Raw genomic sequence first — 15,093 nt, 5'->3', positions numbered from 1 at the left:
GTTAAACACGCTGGCCGGAATTCGGCATGGATTTGGGGGGTAAACCGGCAGGGATGCCGGTTTAGCCGCCCCGCGCCATGGATGGCGCGTGGCGGCGGCCCCCCAAATCCATGTCGGATTACGGGCATGCCGAGCCTAGGCGAGGCACCGAGTGTTGGGGCAAGAGCGTTTTGCTTACTTTTGCGCTCTTCAAAAGTGAGCCGCCGTAAGGGCGGAACCAATATCAGCCGTTACCCAAATAATGGATATACACACCGAAAAACCACCATCAAGCCGCCGAAAGCGTCACCCAATACCCACTCAAATGCCCCCTGACAACCACCGGATAAGTCCCCACCAACATATTCAACGCACGCTGCGTATCACCAACCGGAAACGCCCCAGAAATAAGCAAATCCGCAATCCCCGGATCACACCGCACAAACCCCCGCCGATACCGCGCTAGCTCCGCCACAAAGTCCGCCAGGCGCATCTTGTCCGCCATCAACATCCCTTGCGTCCAAGCCCCAACATTCCGGTCAACAACCTCAACCCCACCAAACGTCTGCGCAGAAAAATCCGTACGCTGCCCCGCATTAACCACCAACGGCGCACCCTGGCGATTCTCAGCCAACACCACTTTCACCGCCCCCTCAAGCACCGCCAGATAAGTCCGCGAGCCCAGTTCGCGCACGGTAAAGCGCGTCCCCAACGCCTGCATATGCCCCTGGCGCGTACTCACCAGAAACGGCCGCGCAGCATCCGCAGCGGTCTGCACCAGAATCTCACCTTCACGCAGGTGCACCAGCCGCTGCTGGCTGTCAAAACGCACGTCAATCGCCGTATCAGTGTTAAGTGTGATGCGCGAACCATCGGCCAAAACCAGCTCACGACGCTCGCCGACATGGGTGCGGTAATCCGCCGTCCACTGCTGCGACTGCGCCAGCTTCCAACCGCCCCAGCCGACCGGCATCACTGCCAGCAACAACGCCAGCTTGCCCAGCGCCGCGCGGCGTTCAGGATGACTTGGACGATCCAGCGCCGACATCGCCAAGGCCGGCGGCAAACCGCCGAGCTTGCTTTGCAGCAACTGCGCCCGGGCCCAGGCGCGGTCGCGTTCGGGGCTGCTGACCTTCCAGCGCTCCCATTCGGCGCGTTCGTTGGCGCTCAGGTCGCTTTCGCTCAGGCGCATCAACCATTCGGCGGCTTCTTCGAGGACGTCAGCGGGCAGCGGCGGTTCTTTGCGCAGGCTGAGCATTCATTCCACCAGCATCAGGCACTGCACAAACGCCTGTTTCATGTAGCGTTTGACGGTGATCAGCGACACGCCCAACTGCACGGCGATGTCGTCGTACTTGAGGCCGTTGAGCTGCGACAGCAGGAACGCGCGCTTGACCAGCGGCGGCAGCGCGTCGAGCATCGCGTCGATTTCGTGCAGGGTCTCCAGCACCATGAAATGGGTTTCGGCCGACGGCGCTTCTTGCAGCGGCGCACTGGCCAGGGCTTCCAGGTAGGCGCGTTCCAGCGCCTTGCGCTGGTACCAATTGACCAGGATGCCCTTGGCCACGCAGGTCAGGTAGGCCCGTGGCTGGTCGATCACCGTGACCTGGGAAGCGAGGATGCGGGTGAAGGTGTCCTGGGCCAGGTCCGCCGCATCCATGGCATTGCCGAGTTTGCGTTTGAGCGTGGCGTACAGCCAGCCGTGATGGCCGCTGTACAGCGCCTCGATTGCGCGCAGGTGCTGGGTGTTATCGGCTTCGAGGATTTCGCTCATGACGCGCAACCGTGCAATTGAGAAGTATTCCCAATGCTAAGGGACAACCCTGCGTGAACGCAACGCGAGAATCGCAAGCAGCGCCAGCACGTAGGCCACGCAGACGAACAGGTAGGTGTACGCCAGCCCATACACCTGGCTGAGCAGGCCCCCGAGCGAGATGCCGGCAATCGAGGCGAATTGCGCCGTGCCCTGGGCGATCCCCAGCACGTGGCCCTGGCTTGCGCTGTCGGCGGTCTTGGAAATCAGCGCCATCAGCACCGGTGTCGTGGCGCCGAGCAACACCCCCCACACCAGATAGCCCAGGGCAAACACCAGCGGGTTGCGAGTGATACCAGCCAGGGCGGTGAGGGCGATGCACCCGAGCACCACCCAGGCGATGCGCTGCAGCGAGTCCGCTCTGGTGCGGCCTTCGAAGTGCCGCGCCCACGTGGTCGCGGACAGGATGAAACCCAGCGCGAGCAAGCCGTAGCACAGGCCGACCCAGGCGTTGCTGACGTTGAACGTGCTGCTCACATACAGCGCGAACGAGGTCTGCGGCAGCAGTCGCGCCAACAGCAGGATGCCCATCACCGCCAACAGCGGCAGCAGCGCCGAACCGCGCCACACCGCGGCGCTGGACGCGGTCGCGGTTTTCTTCTGCGGGGGCACATCGGGCAAGGTCAACGTGGCAATCGCCGTGCACACCGCGCAGAGTGCGGCAGCGCTGAGGTTGATCCAGAAGAACGTCGCATGGTCGAGGATCAAGCCGCCGAGCACCGCGCCCAGCAGCGAGCCGACGTTGGTGGAAATCTGCAACAGCGCAAACAGGCGTGCGCGCCGCGCCGGCGCTTCGATGCTCACCCCATATGCCTGGGCCGGGGCGATATAGCCGGCGCATGCGCCCTGCAAAAAACGCAGCAGCAGGATCGCCCAGATGTCGCTGACCAGCGCCAACGCCAACTGGGTCAGGGTCAGGCCGACCAAGGCGCGGATCATCATCAGCTTGTGCCCATGACGATCACCGATACGCCCCCAGAATGCGCTGGTCAGCAGGATGCCAAGCATCGGCCCGACGTACACGGCGATGCTGGCGAAACTGAACAGCGCATCGGAGTCGGTCAACCCGCGCAGATGCACCGGCCAGAACGGCCCGCTCATTTCCATCGCGCCCATGGACACGAGCTGGATCGCGAACAGCAGGGAAATCAGGACGCGGGTCGGTGGCATGGCTCAGTCTCGGTTTTCAAAAAATTCACAGGGGGCTGATACTTTTTCGCCGGTCGGCTGGCATCAGGAGTAATTCTCATTCGATGCAAGGACTTTGACGTCATGCCCGTTGCCAGCCGGTTAACATTTGCCATCCGTACTGCCCTGTTGTTGGCCGCCGCCAGCGGCAACGCCTGGGCCGCCACCGCCGAGTCGCACGACGACAGCGCGCAGAGCCTGACCCTTGACGCGACGAACGTCAACGCCGTCTACAGCGGCCCCACGACCTTGCCCGAGGTGTTCGCCGGTGGCCAGGTCGCCCGTGGCGCGCGCCTGGGCATGTTGGGCAACAAGGACGTGATGGACACCCCGTTCAGCGTCACCAGCTACACCGCCAAGACCCTCGCCGACCTGCAAACCGTGACCGTCGCCGATGCGTTGGAGCGTGACCCTTCGGTGCGTTCCACCGGGCAAGCGGGCGGTATTGTCGACTCGTTTTTCGTGCGCGGTTTCGCGATTGGCGAGGGCAACCTCGGTGAGTTGGCGTTCGACGGCGTGTACGGCGTGGCGCCCAACTACCGCGCGTTCACCGAGTACGCCGAGCGCATCGAAGTGCTCAAGGGCCCGGGTGCGCTGGTCTACGGCATCTCGCCCAACAGCGGCGTGGGCGGGGTGATCAATATCGTGCCCAAGCGCCCGCTGGATGAGGATTTGACGCGCTTTACCGGCAGCTATGCGTCCGACAGCCAGGTCGGCGGCCACCTTGATATCAGCCGCCGTTTCGGTGATGAAAACCAGTTTGGCGTGCGCTTCAACGGCAGCCTGCAGGGCGGCGACACGGCCGTGGACAACCAGAGCCGCGACGTCGGCATCGGTGCCATCGCCCTGGATTATCGCGGCGAGCGCCTGCGTTTGAACCTTGACTACATCAGCCAGAAGGAAAGCTGGGAGGGCGCCTCGCGACCGTTCACCCTCCAACCGGGCGTGCAGGTACCGTCGGCGCCGAATGGCCGCACCAGCCTGCCGCAAAAGTGGGGCTGGTCGGACACCAAGGAGCAGTCGCTGCTGCTCGGCGGCGAATATGACCTGAACGACAACCTCACCGTGTTCGCCCATGCCGGTGGCGGGCGTTCGGATGTGAAGCGCATGTCCGACCAGGTGCCGCGCATTCTCAATGACGCCGGCGACACCAGCAACACACCGGGCTACTACAAATTCAACGTCGACCGCTCCACCGCCGATGTGGGCGCGCGCGGACTCTTTGCCACCGGCCCGGTGACGCACACCACCACGCTGATGGCGACTCGTTACACGGATGAATTGTCGCGGGGCATCAACAACGGCACGCTGATCCGTTCCAACATCTACCACCCGGTGGACACGCCCAAGCAGTACATCAACACGCCGAAAGTGCTGCGCATTTCCGAAACGGAGCTGTCTGGCATCGCGTTGACCGACACCCTGGGCTTCCTCGACGACCGCATCCAACTGACCCTCGGCATGCGCCACCAAGCCATCGAGTCACGCAACTACAACGCCGCCGGCGGCGTCAGCGCGCGGTATGACGCCAGCGCCAACACGCCGTTGCTCGGTGTGGTGGTCAAGCCGTGGGAGGACGTGTCGCTGTACTACAACTATGTCGAGGGCTTGAGCAAAGGCGACGCGGCACCGGGCACGGCGAGCAATGCCGGGGAGACCTTCGCGCCCTACGAGTCCAAGCAGCATGAGCTTGGCGTGAAGTACGAACACGGCACCTTCATGACCACGGTGGCGTTGTTCCAGATCGAAAAACCCAGCGGCGAAACCGGGGCCAACGGCGTGTATTCGGTGCAGGCCGAACAGCGCAACCGGGGTGTCGAGCTGAGCATGTTTGGCGAAGTGGCCCCCGGCACCCGCCTGATGGGCGGCGTGACCTTCCTCGACGGCGAGCTGACCAAGTCCGCCACCGCCGCCAACCGTGGCAACAAACCGGTGGGCGTGCCGGATATCCAGGCCAACCTCTGGGCCGAGTGGGACACCCCGGGGCTGGAAGGCTTTACCCTCACCGGCGGCGCGATCTATACCGACCGCCAGTTCGTCGACCAGGCCAATACCCAGCAGTTGGACTCATGGACGCGCATCGATGCCGGCGCGCGTTATGCGACGAAGATCGACGGGCGGCCCACCACCTTCCGCGCCACGGTGCAGAACGTGTTTGATCGCGAATACTGGTCGGGCGTGGCCTCGTACGGCGCGTTTTCGCCGGGCTATCCGCGCACGTTGCAGTTGTCGGCCAGCGTGGATTTCTAGCGCACGGATGTCGATATCAGACGCATTCATGCCGCACCCAGGCTATTTTCGGTCCAGCCGGCCCGCGTAAGGTGACTCATCATTAAGAAATGATGATCGCCTGACTCTTCAGTCAGTACGCCTTACGTCGATCACCGAGAATAAAAACAACGATGAATAGCCTGAACACCAAGGATTCCAACGGCCAGTTGGCGCAGGGCTTCAAGCCGCGCCACGTCACCATGCTCTCCATCGCCGGGATTATCGGCGCGGGGTTGTTTGTCGGTTCCGGGCACGCGATTGCGGCGGCGGGGCCGGCGGTGATGCTGGCTTATCTGTTTTCCGGGCTGCTGGTGGTGCTGGTCATGCGCATGCTCGGCGAGATGGCGGTGGCCAACCCGGACACCGGCTCGTTCTCGACCTATGCCGACCAGGCCATCGGCCGCTGGGCCGGCTTCACCATCGGCTGGTTGTACTGGTGGTTCTGGGTGTTGGTGATCCCCATCGAAGCCCTGGCCGCCGGGCATATCCTCAACCAGTGGTTCCCGCAGATCGACGCTTGGCTCTTTGCCTTGTTGTCGATCTTTTTGTTGGTGGTGACCAATCTGTTCAGCGTGTCCAAATACGGTGAGTTCGAGTTCTGGTTTGCCATGGCCAAGGTGGTGGCGATCATCGGTTTCATTGGCTTGGGCTTTGCCGTGTTGATGGGCTGGATTCCCGAGCGCGAGGCCAGCGGGCTCAGTACCTTGATGGCGGAACACGGCGGTTTTGCGCCGAATGGGCTGTCGGCGGTGGTCGGCGCGTTCATTACCATCATGTTCAGTTTTATCGGCACCGAAGCCGTGACCATCGCCGCCGCCGAGTCGAGCAACCCGGCGCAAAATATCGCACGGGCGACCCGTTCGGTGATGTGGCGCATCGGCGTGTTCTACGTGTTGTCGATCTTCGTGGTGATCTCCGTGGTGCCGTGGGATGACCCGCTGCTGGCCTCGGTGGGCTCCTATCAGCGCGCCCTGGAACTGATGAACATTCCCCATGCCAAGCTGCTGGTGGATATCGTGGTGTTGATCGCCGTGGCCAGTTGCATGAACTCCTCGATCTACATCGCCTCGCGCATGCTGTTTTCCCTGGGCAAGCGCGGTGATGCGCCCGCCCTGATGAAAAAGACCTCGGCCGCCAGCGTGCCACGGGGTGCGGTGATCGCCAGTACGGTACTGGGGGCGGGCGTGACCTTGCTCAGCTACTTTATGCCGGCGGGGTTGTTCCAGTTTCTGCTCGCAAGCTCCGGCGCGATTGCCTTGCTGGTGTACCTGGTGATTGCCGTGTCGCAACTGCGCATGCGCAAGGTGTTGTTGCGCCGCAACGTCACGTTGACGTTCAAGATGTGGCTGTTTCCCTGGCTGACCTGGCTGGTCATCGCGTTCATCTGTGGTGCACTGACGGTGATGCTGGTCACGCCCGCGCACCGCTTCGAGGTGTCATCCACCCTCGTGCTGGCCTTGCTGATCGCCCTGGTCGGCTTGATCACCGCGCGGCATCCCGAACCTCAAGCACAGGCCGTAGCCGCAGCTACCCAGCCATGACCGCGCGGCCGATCAACAGCCTGGTGTTTTTGCTGTTGGACCAGTTCACGCTGATCTCATTGGCGTCGGCCCTGGAGCCGCTGCGCATGGCCAACCAGCTGGCCGGCCAGGAGCTGTACCGCTGGCACACGGCGAGCCTGGATGGCAACCCGGTGTGGGCGAGCGACGGTGTGCCCATCACCCCGGACGGTTCTATCAGTAGCGTGCCGGTGGCGGACAGCGTGATCGTGTGCGGCGGTATCGGTATCCAAGGCACCGTGACCGGCGAGTTGGTCAAGTGGCTGCGCACCCAGGCGCGTTATTCGAAACGCCTCGGCGGTATCTGCACCGGCAGTTGGGTGCTGGCGCGGGCCGGCTTGCTCGATGGTTATGAATGCAGCGTGCACTGGGAATGGCTGGCCGCCATGCAGGAAGCCTTCCCACGGGTGACACTCAGCACCAGCCTGTTCACCCTCGACCGCGACCGCCTCACCAGCTCCGGCGGCACCGCGCCGCTGGACATGATGCTGCACCTGATCGGCCGCGATCACGGGCATGAACTGTCCGCCGCGATTTCGGACATGTTTGTCTACGAGCGCATCCGCAACGAGCAGGATCACCAGCGCGTACCCCTCAAGCATATGTTGGGCACGCAGCAACCCAAGTTGCAGGACATCGTCGCGTTGATGGAGGCCAACCTGGAAGAGCCGATCAACCTCGATGAACTGGCCGCCTACGTAGCGTTGTCGCGGCGCCAGCTGGAGCGGATGTTCCAGAAATACCTGCACTGTTCGCCCTCGCGCTACTACCTCAGGCTCAGGCTGATTCGTGCGCGGCAGCTGCTCAAGCAGACGCCGATTTCCATCGTCGAACTGGCCGTGCTCTGTGGGTTTGTGTCCACGCCGCACTTCTCCAAATGCTACCGCGAATACTTCGGCGTGCCGCCCAGCGACGAGCGCTCGGCCACCGACAGTGAGCGCTCCATCGTGGTCAAGCCGATCATTCACTCCGCGCCCGCGCCCATGCCGATCAACGTGCTGGAGCAGGCGCGGGGCGAGTCGACGTTTGCCAGTATCAAGAACCTGCGTCCGGGCGGGCGCACAGACTGATGGCTCAGTACTTCCAGCTCACCGACGCCGTCACATTGCGTGGCGCGCCGTAGTTGGTGGAGCCCGCAGCCTGGTACAGCGACAGCAGGTACTTCTGGTCGGTGACGTTGTTCAGGTTCAGCGCCGTGCTCCAGTGGTCGTCGAAGTCGTAGCTGGCCATCAGGTCTACCAGGGCGTAGGCGCTTTGCTGCACGCGGCTGTTGCTGTCGACCTGGGTTGAGCTTTGCCATTGCACGCGGCTGCCGATCTTGGCGTGGGGCAGGCCGGGCAGGCGGTAGGTCAAGCTGCCGCGCACGCTGTGGCTGGGCACGTATTGGCGGGCCTTGTCGCCGTGGTTGTCTTCGATGTGCACGTAGGTGTAGCCGCCGGCCAGCGTCAGGCCGGGCAGGGCTTCGCCGTTGGCTTGCAGTTCGACGCCACGGCTTTTGTAGTCGACGCCGCGATACACGTACTGGCCGCCGACGATTTGCCCGGTGGCTTCGGCGACGTTTTGTTGTTCGGTCTTGAACAGGGCAGCGGTGACGCCCAGGCGTTCGTCGAGCAGGCGGCCCTTCACACCGACTTCCATGCTTTTGCCTTCCAGCGGCTCGATGATGCCGCCGGCGGTGCTGCGCAGGTATTGCGGTTTGAAGATTTCGGTCCAACTGGTGTACAGGCTCCACTGCGGGTTCAGGTCGTAGACCAGGCCGGTGTAGGGCGTGACTTTGCCGTGCACCCGCGTGTTGTGCGGCGAGCCGTAGCCCATGCCGTCGCCATCGGCGCTGAGCATGCGCGCACCGGCGATCCAGTGCAGGTCGTCGGTGAGGCTGAAGCGTGCGCCGGCGAACAGGCTTTTCTGGCGGTCGGTGAACAGTTGGGTGTTGAGGTCGTCGGTGTAGTTCATCGCCGGTTCCACCACGTTGCCGGCCAGCACGTCGGCGAGGCTTTCCACTTGGCTGCCCGACGCGCTGTTGTAGTGGCCGCGCTCGCGGTGGTGCAGGCGCCCGTAGTTGGCGCCGAGGGTCAGTTCATGTTCGCGGCCGAGGAAATTGAACGGGCCGGACAGCTGGCCTTCGGCGGCGACCTGGTGCTCGGTGCTCTTGGTGCGGTTGATGTAGGCGATCACGCTGTCGGCGGTCAGCGGAATGGCGTAGAGCATTTTCGTGTCGGAGTGCTGGCTCATCCCGGAGACGGTGAGGGTGCTGGTCCAGCCGTTGTCGAAGGCGTGGGTCAGCTCGGCGAAGGCGCGTTGGGTCTGGATGTTCCAGTAGGTCCACGGCTGGCCGACGCTGGCGCTGCGGTCGCTATAGTGGATGCGGTTGCCGGCGTAGTCGGCGATGGGCAGGCCGCCCCAGGTGCTGCCGTTGGAGTAGCTGTCCTGCTGGGAAAAACCGACGGTCAGGGTGTCGGCGTCGGACAGGTCGAAGGCCAGCAAACCGGCGGTCACGTTGACTTCGTGGCTGTACTGGTCGAGGTACGAATTGCCCTTGTCGTGGGAGGTGATAAAGCGCCCGCGCACGTTGCCGCTGTCGGTCAGCGGGCCGGACACGTCCAGGCCCAGGCGGCGGTTGTCCCAGGATCCGGCGCTGGCGTCGATCTTGGCCTGGAAGGTGTCGGTGGGGCGCTTGCGCACCAGGTTGACGGTGGCCGAGGGGTCGCCCGCGCCGCTCATCAAGCCATTGGCGCCGTGCAGTACATCGACCTGTTCGAATTCGGTCATGTCCTGTTCGCCCACCAGCACACCGCCGGAGAACGGCAGGCCCATGCCGTCGAATTCGAAGTTTTCGATCTTGAACCCGCGGGACGTGAAGGCGGTGCGGTCGGTTTCAAACTGTTCGACGGTGACTGAGGGCGCGCTGCGCAGCGCTTCCTTCACGCTGTTGAGCTTGAAGTCGTCCAGTTGCTCACGCGTCACCACGGTGATGGCTTGTGGGGTTTGCTTGTCGGTCAGGCCCAGGCGCGTGGTGGTGGACTTTGGTTTGCCCAGATAACCGACACTTGGGCTGCCGTCTTCCCCGGCGTAGTCCTGGATGTGGATCGCGGGCAAGGTCATGTTGTCGGCCTGGCGCGGCACCGGTACCAGGTACACCGTGACCGCATCGGTGCGGGCAAAGCTGTAGCCGCTGCCCTTGAGCAGTTCGGCCAGGGCCTGTTCCGGCGCGTACACACCCACCACCGCCGAGCTGCGCAGGGCGCCGTCGAGGTTGCCGTCGAGCAGCACGTTCTGCCCGGATTGCTGGCTGAAGACCAGCAAGGCCTGGCGCAGTTGCTGGGCCGGGATGTTCAGCGCCAGTGTGTCCACCGACGTGCTGGCTGCCGTGGCCGCATAGGCCGGGACTGCTACCATGAGCAGGCTGCAGGCGAGGGCGGCGGCGCGCCAGTGCACGGTGGGTTGGGGTTGCTTTGCCATTCAGGTGGTTCCCTATGAGGTCGCGCTATCAATCCCTTTACGACGGATGACGCGTGGCGATACCTGATGGCGATGTGAATTATTTGCGATTAGGCCGGTTGAATCAGGGTGACCAGGTCGGTGTAGTGGGTCACGCGCACGGCCAGGGCCTTTGCCAATACGTCGAGCATCTGCTCGGGACGGTTGAGGTTGAGGATCAGGCTGACACGGCGCGCGGCCAGTTGCGGGTCGGGGATGAAGATCTTGCCTGCACGCCAGTGCTGTAATTGGTTGACCACGCTGAGCAGCGGCGTGTCGAAGAACACCAGGCGGCCGTTGCGCCAGGCGAGCACCTGCTCCAGCTCGGCGCGTTGGATGGCGCCGGTGTGGGTGGCACTGAAACGCAGGGACAGGCCTTCGCCCAGGTCGGTCTGCTGGTTGGGTGTTATCACCCGCACCGTGTGCCGGCTCACGCTCAGCAGCGCGCTGGCGCCGTCGCACGCCAGGCAGAACTCAGCGTCACTGGCCAACACTCGGCCCGCCTGGGTTTGCACGACAAACTCGGCGGCCTTGGGCTGCACCTGGAAAAACGCCTCGCCCTGCAACAGCTCCACCGCGCGCCGCGTGGCGGAAAAATCCAGGTTCAGCGCGCTATTGCCTGCCAGCTCAACGCTGGAACCATCCGGCAGTTGCACCGTGCGCCGCTCGCCCACGGCGGTGCGCACGTCGGCAAACGGTGCGCCGATGCCCTTGAACCACAGGGTGCCAGCGCTGGCCGCCACCACCACAACACTGGCCGCCGCTCCCAGCCCGACAAAGCGCCGCCGGGACAGCTGGGGGGCGTGCATCTTCGGCGGCGCCAACACGGCGGTCGCTGCCCACAACTGCTCCAGGCGGGCGTACGCCTGGGCATTGCGCGGGTCGGCGGCGAGCCAGTGGGCCAGTGCCTCGCGCTCGGCCGGGGTCGGCGTGCCGGCCTGGACCAGGGCAAACCACTCGCTGGCCTGGTGACTGGCGTCATCCGGGCGGGCGGGGGTGGGGACGAGGCGCGGCGGTTCAACACTCATGGGTCATCAATTCAACGAGGGCAGGGCAGGCGGCGCAGTATAAGTGAAGGGGCTCACTCGGGCATGCCCAGCTTCAACAAATCCAGGGCGCGCACCATGCGGCTGTAGGCGGTTTTCGGCGAGATGCCAAGGCGTTCGCCGATCTGCACGTAGGTCAGGCCTTCGACGCGCACCAGCAGGAATATTTCGCGGCAGGGCGCGGGCATGTTCTGGATCACGTCGTTGAGGGTGGCCAGTTGCTGATGAGCGATGGCGGCTTGCTCCAGCGTCGGGCTGGGTTGTTCCAGCGCGCCGGGTGCCTGTTGGTCCAGTGGCTCGCCCTTGCGGTGTTCCTGGCGGCGAGTGTGGTCGATGAACAGGTTGCGCGCGGCCGAGAACAGGTAGGCGCGGAAATTATCGATGCGCGTGCGGCCCATCTGTTCCGACAAGCGGATGAACGCGTCCTGCGTCAGGTCGGCTGCGGTTTCCTTGCAGCGTAAACGGCGGTCCAGGTAAGCCTGGATTTCGCCGCGATGGGCGAGGTACAACGCCTTGAGATCTGAGCCGGACATAACGCCACCTGACAGCCATGGGAGCAAGCGCGGCGGAATATAACAAACGAGAATGATTGTTAATAGCGGCGCGAGGGTTTTTTCGCCATCGCGCCGTGGGCTCAGTGTAGAGAGGCTGTTAGATCGCTTGCGGTTTGAAGTCGCTGGCGGCGACCGGCATCACGCCTTGCATCAGCGCGACGGATTTTTCCAGGCCTTCGAGGCTATTGAGCAGCACGTCTTCATGTTCGATGGACAACCAGCCGTCGTAGCCGGCCATTTTCAGGCGGTAGCAGAACTGGCGCCACCACTGTTCGCCATGGCCGAAACCGAGGGTGATATAGGACCAACTGCGCGCCGACACGTCCATCAGCGAGCCGTTTTCCAGCAGCGAATCCACCGCCTGCACGGGCGCGTTGAGCAGCGTGTCCTTGGCGTGCACGTGGTACAGCGCTTCGCCGAGGGCGTCGGCAGCGGCCAGTGGATCGGCGCCCATCCAGAACAGGTGCGACGGGTCGAGGTTGGCGCCGATCACCGGGCCGATGGCGTCGCGCAGCTTGAGCAGCGAGCGCACGTTGTACACGCACTGGTTGCCGTGCAATTCGAGGGCAATGCGCTCCACGCCATGGGCCTTGGCCAGGTCGGCGATTTCGCTCCAGAACGGCAGCAGGCGTTCTTCCCATTGGTAGCGCAGCATGGTTTGCGTCTCGGGTGGCCACGAGGCGACGACCCAGTTGGGCATGCGATCGCCAGCCTGGCCTTCGGGCAGTCCGGACATGGTGCACACGGTCTTGATCCCCAGCTCACCGGCCAGGCGGATCGTGTCCTTGAGGCACTGCGCCTGTTCCGGTTGGGTCGGGTGCAGCGGGTTGCCGTTGGCGTTGAGGGCAATGATTTCCAGGTTGTGCTGTTCGAAACTGCGGGTGAAATCGCGGCGTGCGGCGTTGCTCTCGAGCATCTGCTGCAGGTTGAAATGCGGCGCGGTGGACCAGCCCCCGGTGTTCACTTCCAGGCCCGACAAGCCCATGCGTTCAGCGTGCTTGAGCACATCGCCCAACGGCAGGTTGCCGAGGGTATCGGTGACAAATCCCAGTTTCATCGCGAAGCTCCTGACAGGTGTTGTGGTTGTTATGGGGCGATTATTCGCAGCGGCTCGCCTGCGTTCAAGCACGAGCAAGGGCTAAAACTGATGGAAAACCCATCAAGTTGAGCTGCACAAAAAACTCTTCAAATAGGGCGCTACGGTTTATAAATGATGGTATTCACATCATTGAGGACGGGTCCGCCATGTCTCAGCAAACCCCTGTGCAATTCTGGAAGGGCCCCACGGTGGAGCAGATCGCCAGGGTCGCCCGGGTCGGCGTCGCCACCGTGGACCGTGTGCTCAACCACCGTGCCGGGGTGCGCGAACAGACGCGGCTCAAAGTACTGGCGGCGCTGGACAAGCTCAGGCAAGACCTGGCCAACGGCACGGCCACCCTGCATATCAAGCTGTTCTGCGACTCGGGGGAAACCTTCAACACGACGCTGGCCGAGGCACAGGCGACGGTGAACAGCTCAACCCCCGGCGTGGTGGTTGACGGTCACTACGTGACGAGCGACAGCGTCGACCCCGCGGCTTTCGCCGATCGTGTGCAGGCCGATGGCGCCACCGCCGACGGAGTGATTGTGGTCTGCCGTGAACACCCGGCGATCAACCGTGCCGTGCGCGCCTTGTGTCGCCGGGCCATCCCCGTGGTCTGCCTCACCACCGACTTGCCCAACTCCGGGCGCAGCGCCTACGTGGGCAACGACCAATACGCCGCCGGCAGCGTCGCCGGGTTGCTGATCGGCAACGCGCTGGCGCGGCAGAAGGCGAAGATCCTGCTGGTCACCAGCATGGCGTTCCGCTGCCAGCAGGAGCGTGAGATGGGCTTTCGGCGGGTACTGCGCGCGGAGTTCCCGCACCTGAAGATCGATGAGCGGATGGTGTCTGACGACCGCCCGCAGACCACTGCCGAGCAGTTGATGCGTTACTTCTCCAAACACGACTACCCGGCGGCAATCTACAACGTCGCCGGGGCCAACCGTGGCGTGGCGCAGGCCATCGGCACCATCCCCGGCGAACAGCGGCCGGTGTTTGTCGGGCACGAGTTGACCGGGCATACCCGCGCGATGCTCGAAACCGGAGTGATGGACTATGTGCTGTCCCACGACTTTATCGGCGAGGTAGCGGCAGCGGTGCGCTGGATTCGCGGGGCGCGGGAGGGCGCGCGGGCCGCACCGGCGTTCACCCGGGTGCTGGTGCATACGCGCTACAACTGTGATTGACGATAAAGACGTAAAAGTCCAGTATGGAATTATAAGTACAAAATAAAGGTTGCAGCGTTTTCTTCTCTCTTGCCAAACCAACAACAACCCGCGAGAACCTCATCATGAAGAAACTCCCCCTCATCACCGCCCTGGCCTTGGGCCTGTTCGCTTCCAGCCACCTGCTGGCAGCCGAGAAAACCCTGCGTATCGGCATCGAGGCGGCTTACCCGCCGTTTGCGTCCAAGACGGAAAAAGGCGAGATCGTCGGTTTCGACTACGACATCGGCAATGCCCTGTGTGCGCAGATGAAGGTCAAGTGTGTGTGGGTCGAAGGTGAGTTCGACGGTCTGATTCCTTCCCTCAAGGTGAAGAAAATCGACCTGGCCCTGTCGTCCATGACCATCAACGAAGACCGCAAGAAGTCGGTGGATTTCACTCACAAGTACTACTTCACGTCCTCGCGCCTGGTGATGAAGGACGGCGCCGTGGTGGATGACCAATACGCCAGCCTCAAGGGCAAGACCGTCGGCGTGCAGCGCGCGACCACCACCGACCGCTATGCCACCGAGGTGTTTGAACCCAAGGGCATCAGCGTCAAGCGCTACAGCAATAACGAAGAAATCTACATGGACCTGGCAGCGGGGCGCCTGGATGCGATCTTTGCCGACACCATCCCGCTCAATGACTTCCTGCAGATGCCACGGGGCAAGGGCTACGCGTTTGTCGGGCCGGAACTGAAGGACCCGAAATACGTGGGCGAAGGCGCGGGGATCGCGGTGCGCAAGGGTAATGGTGAGTTGGTCGCCGAGTTGAACAAGGCGATTGACGGGATTCGGGCGAGTGGTGAGTACCAGAAGATTTCGGAGCAGTATTTCAAGTCGGACATTTACGGGGATTGAGGGCGGGCATCGGTATCAAGGCAGCCTTGGTCCCTGTGGGAGCTGGCTTGCCTGCGA

The 15,093-nt window shown here is 63.4% G+C and carries 12 protein-coding genes; 5 read left to right on the top strand and 7 right to left on the bottom strand.

The window, feature by feature from the left end:
• Positions 1–268: 268 nt before the first annotated feature.
• The 3 genes from J1G37_RS19390 to J1G37_RS19380 are packed head-to-tail and all read right to left on the bottom strand — an operon-like array spanning position 269 to position 2,962.
• A complete protein-coding gene (locus J1G37_RS19390; protein ID WP_207044601.1) occupies positions 269–1,237 on the bottom strand; it encodes a FecR domain-containing protein in 969 nt (322 codons plus the stop codon).
• Positions 1,238–1,753, bottom strand: a complete 516-nt coding sequence (locus J1G37_RS19385; protein WP_207044599.1) for a sigma-70 family RNA polymerase sigma factor — start codon at positions 1,751–1,753, stop codon at positions 1,238–1,240.
• A gap of 36 nt (positions 1,754–1,789) precedes the next feature.
• A complete protein-coding gene (locus J1G37_RS19380) occupies positions 1,790–2,962 on the bottom strand; it encodes an MFS transporter (protein WP_207044597.1) in 1,173 nt (390 codons plus the stop codon).
• Positions 2,963–3,064: 102 nt separating this feature from the next.
• On the opposite strand from J1G37_RS19380, the gene J1G37_RS19375 reads away from it, so the two are divergent.
• The 3 genes from J1G37_RS19375 to J1G37_RS19365 all read left to right on the top strand — a co-directional run bounded on the left by J1G37_RS19375 (position 3,065) and on the right by J1G37_RS19365 (position 7,880).
• Positions 3,065–5,230: a TonB-dependent siderophore receptor gene (locus J1G37_RS19375; protein ID WP_207044596.1), complete on the top strand. Its 2,166-nt coding sequence runs from the start codon at positions 3,065–3,067 to the stop codon at positions 5,228–5,230.
• A gap of 152 nt (positions 5,231–5,382) precedes the next feature.
• Positions 5,383–6,792, top strand: a complete 1,410-nt coding sequence (gene gabP / locus J1G37_RS19370; RefSeq protein WP_207044594.1) for a GABA permease — start codon at positions 5,383–5,385, stop codon at positions 6,790–6,792.
• A complete protein-coding gene (locus tag J1G37_RS19365) occupies positions 6,789–7,880 on the top strand; it encodes a GlxA family transcriptional regulator (protein WP_207044592.1) in 1,092 nt (363 codons plus the stop codon). Before gabP ends, J1G37_RS19365 begins: the two co-directional genes overlap by 4 nt.
• Positions 7,881–7,884: 4 nt before the next feature.
• On the opposite strand, the gene J1G37_RS19360 is transcribed toward J1G37_RS19365, so the two are convergent.
• From J1G37_RS19360 to J1G37_RS19345, 4 genes are all read right to left on the bottom strand, one after another.
• Positions 7,885–10,269: a TonB-dependent receptor gene (locus tag J1G37_RS19360; RefSeq protein WP_207044590.1), complete on the bottom strand. Its 2,385-nt coding sequence runs from the start codon at positions 10,267–10,269 to the stop codon at positions 7,885–7,887.
• Between the two features lie 89 nt (positions 10,270–10,358).
• Entirely contained in the window at positions 10,359–11,315 is a 957-nt protein-coding gene (locus J1G37_RS19355; RefSeq protein WP_207044588.1) for a FecR domain-containing protein, read from the bottom strand.
• A 53-nt stretch (positions 11,316–11,368) separates the two neighbouring features.
• On the bottom strand, positions 11,369–11,866 hold the full coding sequence (locus J1G37_RS19350; RefSeq protein ID WP_124528582.1) for an RNA polymerase sigma factor: 498 nt from the start codon (positions 11,864–11,866) through the stop codon (positions 11,369–11,371).
• Between the two features lie 118 nt (positions 11,867–11,984).
• The gene (locus J1G37_RS19345) at positions 11,985–12,944 is read right to left on the bottom strand and encodes a sugar phosphate isomerase/epimerase (protein WP_207044586.1); all 960 of its coding nucleotides are present in this window, start codon (positions 12,942–12,944) and stop codon (positions 11,985–11,987) included.
• Between the two features lie 188 nt (positions 12,945–13,132).
• Here J1G37_RS19345 and J1G37_RS19340 point away from each other — a divergent pair, with 188 nt between their 5' ends.
• Entirely contained in the window at positions 13,133–14,155 is a 1,023-nt protein-coding gene (locus J1G37_RS19340; RefSeq protein ID WP_242551651.1) for a LacI family DNA-binding transcriptional regulator, read from the top strand.
• Positions 14,156–14,259: 104 nt separating this feature from the next.
• Positions 14,260–15,036 carry an ABC transporter substrate-binding protein gene (locus J1G37_RS19335; RefSeq protein ID WP_207044582.1) on the top strand — a complete coding sequence of 259 codons (777 nt, stop codon included), beginning with the start codon at positions 14,260–14,262 and terminating at the stop codon, positions 15,034–15,036.
• Positions 15,037–15,093 lie beyond the last annotated feature (57 nt).

Origin of the sequence: Pseudomonas sp. Marseille-Q1929 (genome assembly GCF_017316265.1) — a bacterium.
Lineage (GTDB): Bacteria > Pseudomonadota > Gammaproteobacteria > Pseudomonadales > Pseudomonadaceae > Aquipseudomonas.
This window is presented reverse-complemented; position numbering and strand designations above follow the sequence as displayed.

Bases quoted from the DNA above. Each gene is read 5' to 3' on its own strand.
- J1G37_RS19360 (WP_207044590.1), bottom strand. From the start codon at position 10,269: ATGGCAAAGCAACCCCAACCCACCGTGCACTGGCGCGCCGCCGCCCTC.
- J1G37_RS19380 (WP_207044597.1), bottom strand. From the start codon at position 2,962: ATGCCACCGACCCGCGTCCTGATTTCCCTGCTGTTCGCGATCCAGCTC.
- J1G37_RS19335 (WP_207044582.1), top strand. From the start codon at position 14,260: ATGAAGAAACTCCCCCTCATCACCGCCCTGGCCTTGGGCCTGTTCGCT.
- J1G37_RS19385 (WP_207044599.1), bottom strand. From the start codon at position 1,753: ATGAGCGAAATCCTCGAAGCCGATAACACCCAGCACCTGCGCGCAATC.
- gabP (WP_207044594.1), top strand. From the start codon at position 5,383: ATGAATAGCCTGAACACCAAGGATTCCAACGGCCAGTTGGCGCAGGGC.
- J1G37_RS19340 (WP_242551651.1), top strand. From the start codon at position 13,133: ATGTCTCAGCAAACCCCTGTGCAATTCTGGAAGGGCCCCACGGTGGAG.
- J1G37_RS19350 (WP_124528582.1), bottom strand. From the start codon at position 11,866: ATGTCCGGCTCAGATCTCAAGGCGTTGTACCTCGCCCATCGCGGCGAA.
- J1G37_RS19345 (WP_207044586.1), bottom strand. From the start codon at position 12,944: ATGAAACTGGGATTTGTCACCGATACCCTCGGCAACCTGCCGTTGGGC.
- J1G37_RS19375 (WP_207044596.1), top strand. From the start codon at position 3,065: ATGCCCGTTGCCAGCCGGTTAACATTTGCCATCCGTACTGCCCTGTTG.
- J1G37_RS19390 (WP_207044601.1), bottom strand. From the start codon at position 1,237: ATGCTCAGCCTGCGCAAAGAACCGCCGCTGCCCGCTGACGTCCTCGAA.
- J1G37_RS19365 (WP_207044592.1), top strand. From the start codon at position 6,789: ATGACCGCGCGGCCGATCAACAGCCTGGTGTTTTTGCTGTTGGACCAG.
- J1G37_RS19355 (WP_207044588.1), bottom strand. From the start codon at position 11,315: ATGAGTGTTGAACCGCCGCGCCTCGTCCCCACCCCCGCCCGCCCGGAT.